This window comes from Herbidospora galbida (assembly GCF_005233835.1).
Lineage (GTDB): Bacteria > Actinomycetota > Actinomycetes > Streptosporangiales > Streptosporangiaceae > Herbidospora > Herbidospora galbida.
In genome coordinates this window covers 135,769-148,026 of the sequence record NZ_SZQA01000022.1, presented here as the reverse complement: position 1 = coordinate 148,026, position 12,258 = coordinate 135,769, and the positions used below count along the sequence as shown (strand labels likewise).

The window sequence follows — 12,258 nt, the reverse complement described above, 5'->3', positions numbered from 1 at the left end:
GCGAGCCGAAGAGCCGGGAGACGGTGTGCTTCTCCATGAACTCCGACATGTCCAGCATGATCAGCGCGTCTTCGTCCCCGAACAGGAACTCCGCCAGCGCCTTGGACAGCTCGGTCTTACCGACACCCGAGGGACCGGCGAAGATGAACGAGCCACCGGGACGGCGCGGGTCCTTCAGACCGGCGCGCGTACGCCGGATCGCCCGCGACAGGCCCTTGATGGCGTCGTCCTGGCCGATGATGCGCTTGTGCAGCTCGTCTTCCATGCGCAGCAGGCGCTGGGACTCCTCCTCGGTCAGCTTGAAGACCGGGATGCCCGTGGCGGTGGCGAGGACCTCGGCGATGAGCTCCTCGGTGACCTCGGCCACGACGTCCATGTCGCCGGCCTTCCACTCCTTCTCGCGGCGCTCGCGCTTGAGCATGAGCTGCTTCTCGGAGTCGCGGAGGGCGGCGGCCTTCTCGAAGTCCTGCGCGTCGATCGCCGATTCCTTGTCGCGACGGACGACGGCGATCTTCTCGTCGTACTCCCGGAGGTCCGGGGGCGCGGTCATGCGGCGGATGCGCATGCGCGAGCCGGCCTCGTCGATCAGGTCGATCGCCTTGTCGGGCAGGAACCGGTCGGAGATGTACCGGTCGGCCAGCGTGGCCGCCGCGACGAGCGCGCCGTCGGTGATCGAGACGCGGTGGTGGGCCTCGTAGCGGTCGCGCAGACCCTTGAGGATCTCGATCGTGTGGCTGAGGCTGGGCTCGGCGACCTGGATCGGCTGGAAACGACGCTCCAGAGCGGCGTCCTTCTCCAGGTGCTTGCGGTACTCGTCGAGCGTCGTCGCGCCGATGGTCTGCAGCTCACCACGGGCCAGCATCGGCTTGAGGATGCTGGCGGCGTCGATGGCGCCCTCGGCCGCGCCCGCACCCACCAGGGTGTGGAGCTCGTCGATGAACAGGATGATGTCGCCGCGAGTGCGGATCTCCTTGAGCACCTTCTTCAGGCGCTCTTCGAAGTCACCGCGGTAGCGCGAACCCGCCACCAGCGCGCCCAGGTCGAGGGTGTAGAGCTGCTTGTCCTTCAGCGTCTCGGGCACCTCGCCCTTGACGATCTTCTGGGACAGGCCCTCGACCACGGCCGTCTTGCCGACGCCGGGCTCACCCACCAGGACGGGGTTGTTCTTGGTGCGGCGGGACAGCACCTGCATGACCCGCTCGATCTCCTTCTCGCGCCCGATCACCGGGTCGAGCTTGCCCTCGCGAGCGGCCTGCGTGAGGTTGCGGCCGAACTGGTCGAGAACAAGTGACGTGGACGGAGCCGCCTCCTGAGGGCCGCCCGCCGCCGCCGGCTCCTTGCCCTGGTAGCCGTGCAGCAACTGGATCACCTGCTGGCGGACCCGGTTGAGGTCGGCGCCCAGCTTCACCAGAACCTGAGCGGCGACACCCTCGCCCTCACGGATCAGGCCCAGGAGGATGTGCTCAGTCCCGATGTAGTTGTGACCGAGCTGCAACGCCTCACGCAACGACAGCTCAAGGACCTTCTTGGCGCGCGGCGTGAAGGGAATGTGCCCGGACGGGGCAGACTGGCCCTGGCCGATGATCTCCTCGACCTGCTGGCGCACCCCCTCAAGGCTGATCCCCAGGCTCTCGAGAGCCTTGGCCGCCACACCTTCACCCTCATGGATCAGACCAAGAAGAATGTGCTCCGTACCGATGTAGTTGTGGTTGAGCATCCGGGCCTCTTCTTGGGCCAGGACGACCACCCGCCGCGCACGGTCGGTGAACCTCTCGAACATTCGTCGCTCCTCACGAGCGGTCGGGCGGACCGGGAGTTCCGGCTCCGTCGTTCCGCATGCCAGCCCCGGCACGGAGAACAGTCAAGTCTATTGGAGTAGGCGTTCCCCGGGCGCAGGGCGTTCACCCTCCATCCAACTACTGCCGGAGGGTGCGGTGTTCCCGATACGCCGCAAGCGAACGACGTTTATGTGGGCACAAAACACGATCGTGCGATCATCCCGATGGCCGCGACATCCCCTCGACTTCAGGACGCCCGGCGACCGGTATAACCGCACGATCGCTTCTTTGAGGCAGATTCACGCACAAGGCACGGCCGGCCCGGGGCCGTCCGCGTCTCGTGATATTTGAGGCGGGTTCACACCGCGCGAGCCACGGCCGGCCTTCGGCCGCCCGCGTCCGGCACTTAGTGAGCCGCTTCGTAGGCCTCCACGATCGAGGCGGCAATGCGACCGCGCTCGCTCACGGGGTGGTTGTTCGCCTTCGCCCAGGCGCGGATCTCCGCGCTCTTCTCGCGAGTCATCGCGCGCTGCGAGCTACCGCCGCCACGACGACGTCCACGTGAAGGAGCCGATTCCGCACGACGGGCACCGTTGACGAAAGGCAGGACCGCTTCGCGGAGCTTCTTGGCGTTCGAGTCGCTGAGGTCAATCTCATATGACGTGCCGTCAAGCGCGAAGGTGACAGTCTCATTGGCCTCGCCGCCATCGAGATCGTCGATGAGAATCACCTGCGTGTGCTTGGCCATCCGGCAATCCTTTCGCAGAGCAAAGTTTGATTCGTCAGCCAAACATATACCCGGTTTCCGCCGCTGACAATTCACGATTCCCAGGAGGCGTTCAGGTTCAGGCGTTGTCGGAAGACTTCTCGTCCGGTTCGTGCCTTCCCCGGAGCCCCGCCGCATCAGAACGCAGCAACTTTACGACGCCGTAGACGACGGCGGCACCGACTACGAGAGGTGGTATGAGGGCGGACAATACCTCTGACATTCGACCTCACTCCTTCCCTGGGAAAACGCCGGGAACCCCTATGAAATCGGGGCTTTCGTGTCAGATGGTCCACGGAGACGTCCCTGACGATAGCGGAGTCCGTGACCGGTGGGTCGCGCGGGGTGGTCAGGCCGCTTACCCGATGCATATGAATCGTACCGATGAAAAGCGAGAGGGGCGGTCGCCGAGCGACCGCCCCTCTGTTTGGAACGCTTCCGCAAGCCTCAGAGCTTGACCACCACAGTTCCGGCGACCTTGTCGTGAATCGCCTGCTGCAGGGGCTTGTCCCACAGCGGCCACAGCACGTTGAGCAGGCTGAACACGCCGCCGATGAAGTTCAGGATCAGGTTGAACGACAGCAGCTGCGGGCCCCACAGGACACCGATGCGCTTGATGGCGCTTTCGGCGTCGACGCCGCCCTGGGCGGGGTGCCCGAGCTTAACGATCCGGATCTTCATAACCTTCTTGCCGATTGTCTGACCGTCGCGCGAGATCTGGAAGAACTCGTACGCGCCGTACAGCAGGAAGGTGACGACGGCCTGGATCAGAAGGCCGGCGAACGAGACCGTCGGGAGGTCGAGCGTAATGCCGCCGCCGAGATCAGTGGACGTCGTCGTGGTGAACGCGCCGGAGATCAGGTTGCCGATAAGCAGGTAGACGACGACGCCCAGGATTACGCCGTCGATGAGGCGGGCGACCAAACGCTGCCACCACTCGGCGAGAGGAGCCGGAACTCCGGGAGGAAGAGGAGCGCCCTTCGGTGTGCCATAAGCGGGGGCGGCGCCATAACCCTGGGGCGCACCATATCCGCCCTGGGGCGGGTAACCGCCCTGAGGGGGGTATCCGCCACCCTGCTGCGGAGGCGGGTAACCGCCCTGCGGCGGGTAACCCTGGGGCGGGGGGTAACCGCCTTGCTGCGGCGGCGGGACGGAACCATATGGGTTCTGACCGGGGGGCGGTTCCGGGTGCATTGGTTACCTCTCGTCACTTCTAAGTGGGGACATGAGTGTTCATGGTCCCAAGGCACGCTAGCACCAACCGCTTACCGCTTTAGGAACTTATTTCGGATAGAACGGACCGAACACGCTGTGTACATGAAACGGGGTCGATGGCGCGATCCATCGACCCCGGGCACCGTTAGTCGGGTGCTCTATGTCACTACTTGACCTTGACGACGATCGTATTCGCCACCTTGTCGTGCAGCGCCTGCTGCAGGGGCTTGTCCCAGAGCAGCCACAGAACGTTCAGGAGCGAGAACAGGCCGGCGAGAAGGTTGATGATCGGGCCCACCACGGGAACAATCGCCAACGCCCGGATGAACTGCGGGCCGTACATGACCGCCGAGCGCTTGCCCGCGGTCTCGACGGAAAGTCCGGGCGCCGAGAGGTCGCCGCCCACCGGAATGACGCGGATTCCCATCACGATCTTTCCGAGGGTCTGGCCGCGCGACTTCAGCATGAAGAACTCGTACGCGAACCAGGCCGTGGCGCTCACGAGCGTGATGAGGATGTTCGCGAGGGTGACCCCGCCGGCCTCGAGTGACGTCAGATCGTCCGGGTTGAACGACGGCTGCGTGACCACCAGGGCCGTGATGGCGAACGACAGCACGAAGAACACGACGCCGATGATCAGGCCGTCGACGATGCGGGCCACGAGCCGCTGCCACCAGTCGGCGAGCGGGGCCGGCACGCCCGGGGGAAGGGCGTGGGCCGGGTAGCCGGGGTTGTAGGCGGGGGCGGAGTACTGCTGCTGGCCATAGGTGCCCTGGGGCTGGCCGGGGTAGCCGGGCTGCTGCTGGTAGGAGGGGGCCTGCTGCTGGCCGTATCCCTGCTGCGGCTGCTGCTGTCCGTAGCCGGGCTGCTGGCCGTAGCCCTGCTGCTGGCCATAGCCCTGCTGCTGGCCGTAACCGGGCTGCTGCCCATAACCCTGCTGCGGCTGCTGACCGTAGCCCTGCTGCTGGCCGTAGCCCTGCTGGGGCTGCTGCCCATAGCCGGGCTGCTGCTGGCCGTATTCGGGCTGCTGACCGTAGCCCTGCTGCTGGCCGTAGCCCTGCTGGGGGTAGCCCTGCTGGGGGTGCTGCTGGCCGTAGCCCTGCTGGGGCTGCTGCCCATAGCCGGGCTGCTGCTGGCCGTAGCCGGGCTGCTGCCCATAGCCCTGCTGCTGGCCGTATCCCTGCTGCCCCTGCTGGCCCTGCTGCTGGGCGTAGGGGTCGTAGCTCTGCTGCTGCTGGCCGTAGACGGGCTGCTGGCCCGTCCCCCCAGTGGGGTTACGGCTCACGATCGTCATATCCGGGTCGTAGTCCTGCGCGGGCTTGTCCTGGCCTTGCTGCCCTTCACGGTCGTCCGGGCGGTATGGCGGCTGAGCGCTCACCGTGTCACCTCACTTCGAGTACGCATGCGGTACACGTGAGACACGCACGCTTGACATAGCCAAAAGTATCGATAGCCGGATCTACAGTCACCTTCCCGGCCCGTTATGACCACAGTCAAGCGCGCGGTTCCAAGTGCAGGATCATGCGTGTATTGCCCAAAGTGTTGGGCTTCACATGTTCAAGATCGAGGAATTCCGCCACACCTTCGTCGTAGGAGGCGAGCAGTTCGGCGTACACCTCGGGGGAGACCGGGGTGCCGTTGATCTCGCGGAAGCCGTGGCGTTCGAAGAACGGGACCTCGAAGGTGAGGCAGAAGACGCGGCGGACGCCGAGTTCGCGCGCGGTCGCGATGAGGGCCCCGACGATCTCGTGGCCGATGCCCATTCCGCGGCAGGCCGGGTCGACCGCGACAGTGCGGATCTCCGCCAGGTCCTCCCACAGCACGTGGAGCGCGCCGCAGCCCACGACCGCGCCGTCGAGCTCGGCCACCCAGAATTCCTGGACGTCCTCATAGAGGGTGACGGTGCTCTTCTTCAGCAACCGGGGACCCGACCCGGAGTAGGAGTCGACGAACCGGCGGATCGCCCGAACATCGGGGGTACGCGCCCGGCGGACCTTGACCATGGCAAGGACCTTAACGGCCCAGCACAAATCGACGAAGCCTCCGGTCACACGTGGCGACCGAAACCCCCGTGGTCACCTGCGTTACAGTGGGCTCTTGCGTGATCTGTCCGTGATTGTTCGGTTGTCGAACCTAGACAGAAATCGCAGTTCCGGTTGAGCACGAACATGACGTGCACTAATGTCCAGGCGGCCGAGTCCTCCGTCTGTGGCGGAGGAGCCGGGGACCCACCCGGGCCGCCTTCGAGCGGCCCGATGGGGTGAATCCGCAAGGTAGGGCTGCTTCCGTCCGAACCCGTCAGCTAACCCGGCAGGCCCTCTGGAAGGAGCATGGTTGTTTCGTCGAACCGTCCGCAGGGTCGTGTTCGTGGGCTCGGCGCTGGCCCTCATCACCATCTGCGCCCCGGTGGTCTCCGCCACCGCCGACCCCGAGCCCACGCTGAAAGAGCTCACCGCCGAGGTCGAGAAGCTGCACGAGGAGATCGAGTCGCTCACCGAGCAGTACAACGGTGAACGGATCAGGCTCGACGAGGCCAAGCGCTCGGCCGCGGCGGCCAAGAAGACGCTCGACACGAGCGAGGCCGACCTGGAGGCCCGTCGCAAGCGCGCGATGGTGTTCGCCACCAACGCCTACATGACCGGTGGCGCCAGCGGGATCGCGTTGATGAACGCCCCCAACCCCGACGCCTACATGGACGTCGCCTCCACCACCTACGCCCTCCAGTTGCAGAGCGGCGAGGAGGTCGTCCAGCTCTCCAAGGCGCGCCAGGCCGCGCAGCGGGCGCGCGTCAGCGCCAAGGCCCGCCAGGACGAGGTGAGCAAGCTCATCAAGAGCCTCGACAAGCGCGAGACCTCGATCCGCGGCCTGATCAAGAAGACGGAGAGCCGGCTGTACGCCCAGGTCGCCGGCCAGGTGTCGGTGGCGAAGCGGCTCAGCCTGCCGGTCGTCGGCGACGGCAAGGCCGCGCAGGCGGTCAGGTGGGCGCTCACCCAGCAGCTCAAGCCCTACGTGTGGGGCGCAGAAGGCCCCAACTCCTACGACTGCTCCGGCCTCATCATGGCGGCCTACGCCACGGTCGGCATCAGCATCCCCCACTACACCGGCAGCCAGTGGACGGCGGGAACGCACGTCTCACGCGAGGACATGCGCCCGGGCGACCTGGTGTTCTTCTACAACGACCTGCACCATGTGGGCCTCTACATCGGAGGGGGTTACATGATCCACGCTCCCCGCACGGGTGACGTCGTGCGGGTCGCGCCGCTCGGGAACAGGCCGTTCGCGGGTGCCGTGCGGATCGCCGACTAAATCAAACGCCGTCGGGCCGCCCATGCGACGGCCTCGATGGCCGTGGCGACGCCGATCCGGTCACAGATGCCGCGCAGCCGACGACGCACCGTCCGCCCGCTGACGTCAAGGCTCCGCCCGACACGGTCGACGGTCACGCCCTTGGCCAGTTCGGCCAGCAGCAGCAACTCGTCGTCGGTCAGGCCGACGCGCTCGGTCTCGGAAACTGACATCGTGAGCCCCTCTCCCACGACGAATGATTCTCGCCACCCCTCAGGGAAGGTAAACGTCGGGGAGAAAGGACGTCAAGCAGCGGTATTGACTTGCTCAGCCGTATGTGAACGCCTAGTAACATAAGGCCCCCACGTTCTGTGGGGGCCTCACCTGCTGCTCAACGAGAACTCAATGGCTCGGGCGCACCAGCGGGAAGAGAATTGTTTCGCGAATGTTTTTTCCGGTGAAGGCCATGATCATGCGATCGATGCCCGCTCCCATACCGCCTGTGGGGGGCATCGCGTACTCCAGGGCCTGCAGGAAGTCCTCGTCGAGCTGCATCGCCTCGGCGTCGCCGCCGGCCGCCAGGATCGACTGCTCGGTGAGGCGGCGGCGCTGCTCGATCGGGTCGACCAGTTCCGAATAGGCGGTGCCGAGTTCGGTGCCGAAGCCGATCAGATCCCACTTCTCGGTCAGCAGCGGATTCTCTCGGTGCTGACGGGTCAGCGGAGAGGTCTCGAGCGGATAGTCCATCACGAACGTGGGCTGGATGAGGGTGTGCTCGACGAGCGCCTCGAAGACCTCCTGCACGAGCTTGCCCTGGCCCCATTTCGGGTCCCAGTGGATCTCGCGCTGGTCGGCCAGCTTCCGCAGGGCCTCCAGCGGCGTCTCGGTGGTGATCTCTTCTCCGAGGGCCTGGGAGACCGAGCCGTAGAGGGTGATCCGCGGCCACTCGGCCAGGCCCAGGTCGATCTCCTGGTCGCCGTGGCGGACGACGCTGGTGCCGAGCGCGGCCAGGACGGCCTTCTGGTACATGCGCTGGGTCAGGTCGGCCATGTCGTTGTAGTCGAGGTAGGTGCCGTAGGCCTCGAGCATCGTGAACTCGGGGTTGTGGGTCGAGTCGGCGCCCTCGTTGCGGAAGTTGCGGTTGATCTCGAAGACCTTCTCGATGCCGCCGACGACCAGCCGCTTGAGGTAGAGCTCGATCGCGATGCGAAGGTAGAGCTCCATGTCGTAGGCGTTGATGTGGGTCTTGAACGGCCGGGCCGCCGCGCCGCCGTGGATCGGCTGGAGCATCGGCGTCTCGACCTCGAGGTAGCCCTCTTCGTGCCAGAAGTCGCGGACCGCGCGCACGGTGGCGCTGCGGATGTGGGCCATCTTGCGGGCCTCGTCATTGACGATGAGGTCGACGTAGCGCAGCCGGACGCGGGCCTCGGGGTCGCTGAGCCCGGCGTGCTTCTCGGGCAGCGGGCGCAGGCACTTGGCGGTGATCGCCCACGAGTCGGCCATGATCGACAGCTCGCCGCGCTTGGAGGTGATGACCTCGCCGGTGATGCCGACGTGGTCGCCCAGGTCGACGTCGCGCTTCCAGGCCGCCAGCGCCTCTTCGCCGAGCCGGTCGAGCGACAGCATGATCTGGAGGTCGCCGGAGCCGTCGCGGATGGTCGCGAAGCAGAGCTTGCCGCCGATCCGGGAGAGCATCACCCGGCCGGCCACGCCGACGGTGTCGCCGGTCGCGGCGCCCGCCTCAAGGCCGGTGTGTTTCTCGCGGACCTCCGCGTTGGTCGCGGTCCGCGGGTAGTTCACCGGATAGGGGTCCACGCCTTCGGAGATCAGACGGTCCAGCTTTTCGCGGCGGACGCGCATCTGCTCCGGAAGCTCGCTCAGCTCTTCGCTCACGGCACTACAGATTAGCGGCGTTTAGGCGGTGTTTCGGGCGTAGACCAGCCGCAGGCCGATGAGGGTGAGCCAGGGTTCGTGTACGTCGATCGTCCGCGCCTCGCTGACCACCAGGGGCGCCCCGGGGCCGGTCGCGACGACGGTCACCTCGTCGGGGTCGGCCGCGAGCTCGGCGGTCATGCGGTCGACGATGCCGTCGACCAGGCCGGCGAAGCCGTAGATGATGCCCGACTGGAGGGCCTCGACGGTGTTCTTGGCGATCACTGAGCGGGGCCGGATGAGCTCGACCTTGTGGAGCTGGGCGCCCGCCTCGGCCAGCGCGTCGACGCTGATCTCCAGCCCGGGGGCGGTCACCGCGCCGACGTACTCACCCCGCGCCGAGACGGCGTCGAACGAGGTCGCGGTGCCGAAGTCGACGACCACGCAGGGGCCGCCGAACAGGCTGATGGCGGCCAGCGCGTTGACGATGCGGTCGCTGCCGACCTCTTTCGGGTTGTCCATCCGCACGGGCACCCCCGTGCGGACGCCGGGCTCCACGACCACCGAGGTCACGTCGCCGTAGTAGCGGCGGGACATCTCGCGCATCTCGTTGAGGACCGAGGGCACGGTCGAGCAGATGGAGATGCCCGAGATGTCGGTGTTCTTGAGGATGGCCGACTGGGCCAGCAACCCCTGGAGGATCACCGCGAGCTCGTCGGCCGTCCGCCGGGCGTCGGTGGCGATGCGCCAGTGCTCGATGACCTCTTCACCCTCGAACAGGCCAAGCACCGTATGGGTGTTGCTGACATCGATGGTGAGGAGCATGCCCCGATTATGCACCACGAAGATCTAGTGCAATATCGAGCGCTGGGGACGAATGGGTCAGCGCTCCGACGGCGAGAAAGTCGACCCCGGTCTCGGCGACCGCCCGCGCCGTGTCGAGGGTCAGGCCGCCGCTCGACTCCAGCCGGGCCCGGCCGGCGACCAGCTCCACGGCCTCCTTGAGCTGCGGCACGGTGAAGTTGTCGAGCAGGATCTCCTCGGCGCCCTCGGCCAGCACCGGCTCGATCTGGTCGATGCGGTCGACCTCGACCTCGATGAGGATGTCGGGGTAGGCCTTGCGCACCGCACGGAACGCCTCGGTGACGCCGCCGGCGGCCACCACGTGGTTGTCCTTGATCAGGGCGGCGTCGTAGAGGCCGATGCGGTGGTTGACGCCGCCGCCGCAGCGGACGGCGTACTTCTCCAGGGAGCGCAGGCCCGGGTGGGTCTTGCGGGTGTCTCTGACCCGGGCGCCGGTGCCGTCGATCGCCCTGACCCACTGGGCGGTCGCGGTGGCGATGCCCGACAGGTGGGTGAGCAGGTTCAGCGCGGTGCGCTCGACCGTGAGGAGCTCGCGGGTCTCGCCCTTGACGGTCATCAGCACGTCGCCGTAGGAGACCTGGTCGCCGTCCTTGACGCGGAGTTCGACCTCCAGGCCGGCGTACCGGAACGCGGCGGCGGCGACCGGCAGGCCGGCGACCACGCCGGAGCGGCGGGCCACGATGTCGCCGACGGCCTTCTGCCCGGCCGGGATCGTGGCGGCCGAGGTGACGTCCTCGCCGGTCGACAGGTCCTCGCGGAACGCGGTCTCGATCAGGGTGTGGATCTCGGCCGGGTCGAGCCCGGCGGCCAGCAGGTCGGCGTCGGCGCTGACGTGCGGTACGTGCTCCATGACCAGTTCGCCCTTCTCGGTGAGCGTGATGTCGAGGTGGCCGAGCCACGTGTCGTCACGGCGGTCGGGGAAGTCCTCCCGCCAGTGGGAGCCCCGCGTCTCCTGCCGGGCCGAGGCGGCCCGCGTCAGAGCGGTGGCCACGGTGTGCAGGTTGGTCGCCTCCCACGCCTCGAGACAGGGCTCGACGGCGATCGGGGTCCACTGCGCGTCGCGCAGTGCCTTGGCGACTCCGGAAAGGCTCTCCACGCTGCGCAGTACCCCGGCGCCCCGGCTCATGAACGCCTGGACCCGGCCCCGCGTGCGCGGGTCGATGAGTCCGCTTTGTACGTCGGAGACATCGGCCCCCGGCACCGCGCGGGGCGTGATCAGATCGGAGGCGATGCGTTCGGCGTACACGAGCCCTTCGAGCAGGGAGTTAGACGCCAGCCGGTTCGCCCCGTGGACCCCCGTGCAGGCCGTCTCACCGCACGCGTAGAGGCCCGGGACGCTGGTCCGCCCGAACAGGTCGGTCCGGACGCCGCCGCTGGCGTAGTGGGCCGCAGGGGCGACCGGGATCGGCTCGGTCACCGGGTCGATGCCGTGCTCCCGGCAGACCGCGAGGATCGTGGGGAACCGGGCCTGCCACTTCTCCTCGCCGAAGCTCCGCGCGTCGAGGTAGACGTGGTCGTCGCCGGTCTCGGCCATCCGCCGCATGATCGCCTTGGCCACGACGTCGCGGGGGGCCAGATCGGCCAGCTCGTGGACGCCGGCCATGAACCGCTCGCCGGTGGAATCGATCAGTACCGCGCCCTCGCCCCTGACCGCCTCGCTGACCAGCGGCTGTTGCCCGGTCGACTCGTGGCCGAGCCACAGGACCGTCGGGTGGAACTGGACGAACTCCAGGTCGCGGACGACCGCCCCCGCGCGCAGCGCCAGCGCCACCCCGTCGCCGGTGGAGACCAGGGGGTTGGTCGTGGAGGCGTACACCTGGCCCATGCCGCCGCTCGCCAGGACCACCGCGCCCGCCCTGACCGCGCCCACGCCGTCGCGGGCGCCCTCGCCCATCACGTGGAGGGTGATCCCGCAGGCGCGGCCCTGGGCGTCGGTGAGCAGGTCGAGGACCAGCGCGTGTTCGATGATCTCGATGCGCGGCTCGTGGGCGGCCGCCTCGATGAGGGCCCGCTGGACCTCGGCGCCGGTGGCGTCGCCGCCCGCGTGGACGATCCGGTTGCGGCGGTGGCCGCCCTCGCGGGTGAGCTGGAGCTCGCCGCGGTCGTCGCGGTCGAAGCGGGCGCCGTGCTCCATCAGGCGCTTGAGCGCGTCGGGGCCCTCGGTGACCAGGACCCGCACCGCCTCCTCGTCGCAGAGCCCGGCCCCGGCCAGCAGGGTGTCGCTCAGGTGCTCGTCAGGGGTGTCGCCGGGGGCCAGCACGGCGGCGATGCCGCCCTGGGCCCACTGGGTCGATCCGGCCGACAGGACGTCTTTGGTGACGACGAGCACGCGACCGGCCGGGGTGAGCTCGGTGTAGCGCAGCGCCACGGTCAGGCCCGCGATCCCGGAGCCGACCACGACCACGTCGGCGGACGTCGTCCAGCCGGGAGGCGGCGCGGTCAGTCTGCGGGGGAGGGTGGTGTCGGTCATCGCGAGCC

General features: G+C 67.7%; 10 protein-coding genes and 1 riboswitch. Of the genes, 1 reads left to right on the top strand and 9 read right to left on the bottom strand.

All coding sequences use genetic code 11. From position 1 onward, the window contains the following. The 5 genes from FDA94_RS22675 to FDA94_RS22655 all read right to left on the bottom strand — a co-directional run. Nucleotides 1-1,780: ATP-dependent Clp protease ATP-binding subunit (locus tag FDA94_RS22675; protein ID WP_137249088.1), on the bottom strand; the 1,780-nt coding region annotated here is incomplete at its 3' end. Between the two features lie 404 nt (nucleotides 1,781-2,184). Then, nucleotides 2,185-2,526 carry a histone-like nucleoid-structuring protein Lsr2 gene (locus tag FDA94_RS22670; protein WP_062336950.1) on the bottom strand — a complete coding sequence of 114 codons (342 nt, stop codon included), beginning with the start codon at nucleotides 2,524-2,526 and terminating at the stop codon, nucleotides 2,185-2,187. Between the two features lie 465 nt (nucleotides 2,527-2,991). Next, entirely contained in the window at nucleotides 2,992-3,738 is a 747-nt protein-coding gene (locus tag FDA94_RS41155; RefSeq protein WP_281286611.1) for an RDD family protein, read from the bottom strand. 187 nt (nucleotides 3,739-3,925) lie between these two features. Next, nucleotides 3,926-5,137: an RDD family protein gene (locus FDA94_RS22660; protein WP_170991075.1), complete on the bottom strand. Its 1,212-nt coding sequence runs from the start codon at nucleotides 5,135-5,137 to the stop codon at nucleotides 3,926-3,928. A 115-nt stretch (nucleotides 5,138-5,252) separates the two neighbouring features. Further along, on the bottom strand, nucleotides 5,253-5,762 hold the full coding sequence (locus FDA94_RS22655; RefSeq protein WP_030452966.1) for an amino-acid N-acetyltransferase: 510 nt from the start codon (nucleotides 5,760-5,762) through the stop codon (nucleotides 5,253-5,255). 178 nt (nucleotides 5,763-5,940) lie between these two features. After that, nucleotides 5,941-6,091, top strand: a riboswitch (cyclic di-AMP (ydaO/yuaA leader). A gap of 2 nt (nucleotides 6,092-6,093) precedes the next feature. On the opposite strand from FDA94_RS22655, the gene FDA94_RS22650 reads away from it, so the two are divergent. Next, nucleotides 6,094-7,065, top strand: coding sequence for a C40 family peptidase (locus tag FDA94_RS22650; RefSeq protein ID WP_246060093.1), 972 nt, complete (start codon nucleotides 6,094-6,096; stop codon nucleotides 7,063-7,065). Here the strand turns inward: FDA94_RS22650 and FDA94_RS22645 are convergent. From FDA94_RS22645 to FDA94_RS22630, 4 genes are all read right to left on the bottom strand, one after another. Further along, nucleotides 7,062-7,277: a LuxR C-terminal-related transcriptional regulator gene (locus FDA94_RS22645; protein ID WP_030452964.1), complete on the bottom strand. Its 216-nt coding sequence runs from the start codon at nucleotides 7,275-7,277 to the stop codon at nucleotides 7,062-7,064. The two genes, FDA94_RS22650 and FDA94_RS22645, sit on opposite strands and share 4 nt — an antisense overlap. A 169-nt stretch (nucleotides 7,278-7,446) precedes the next feature. Continuing rightward, nucleotides 7,447-8,904, bottom strand: a complete 1,458-nt coding sequence (gene lysX / locus FDA94_RS22640; protein ID WP_246060095.1) for a bifunctional lysylphosphatidylglycerol synthetase/lysine--tRNA ligase LysX — start codon at nucleotides 8,902-8,904, stop codon at nucleotides 7,447-7,449. Nucleotides 8,905-8,958: 54 nt separating this feature from the next. Further along, nucleotides 8,959-9,741 (bottom strand): type III pantothenate kinase, encoded by a 783-nt coding sequence (locus tag FDA94_RS22635; RefSeq protein WP_062336940.1) that lies wholly within the window; start codon nucleotides 9,739-9,741, stop codon nucleotides 8,959-8,961. 7 nt (nucleotides 9,742-9,748) lie between these two features. Beyond that, the gene (locus tag FDA94_RS22630) at nucleotides 9,749-12,250 is read right to left on the bottom strand and encodes an L-aspartate oxidase (protein WP_137249083.1); all 2,502 of its coding nucleotides are present in this window, start codon (nucleotides 12,248-12,250) and stop codon (nucleotides 9,749-9,751) included. Nucleotides 12,251-12,258 lie beyond the last annotated feature (8 nt).

What these genes read in the sequence shown, in the direction of transcription:
- FDA94_RS22670 (WP_062336950.1), bottom strand. Translation starts at nt 2,526, where the DNA reads ATGGCCAAGCACACGCAGGTGATTCTCATCGACGATCTCGATGGCGGC.
- FDA94_RS41155 (WP_281286611.1), bottom strand. Translation starts at nt 3,738, where the DNA reads ATGCACCCGGAACCGCCCCCCGGTCAGAACCCATATGGTTCCGTCCCG.
- FDA94_RS22655 (WP_030452966.1), bottom strand. Translation starts at nt 5,762, where the DNA reads ATGGTCAAGGTCCGCCGGGCGCGTACCCCCGATGTTCGGGCGATCCGC.
- FDA94_RS22645 (WP_030452964.1), bottom strand. Translation starts at nt 7,277, where the DNA reads ATGTCAGTTTCCGAGACCGAGCGCGTCGGCCTGACCGACGACGAGTTG.
- lysX (WP_246060095.1), bottom strand. Translation starts at nt 8,904, where the DNA reads ATGCGCGTCCGCCGCGAAAAGCTGGACCGTCTGATCTCCGAAGGCGTG.
- FDA94_RS22635 (WP_062336940.1), bottom strand. Translation starts at nt 9,741, where the DNA reads ATGCTCCTCACCATCGATGTCAGCAACACCCATACGGTGCTTGGCCTG.
- FDA94_RS22630 (WP_137249083.1), bottom strand. Translation starts at nt 12,250, where the DNA reads ATGACCGACACCACCCTCCCCCGCAGACTGACCGCGCCGCCTCCCGGC.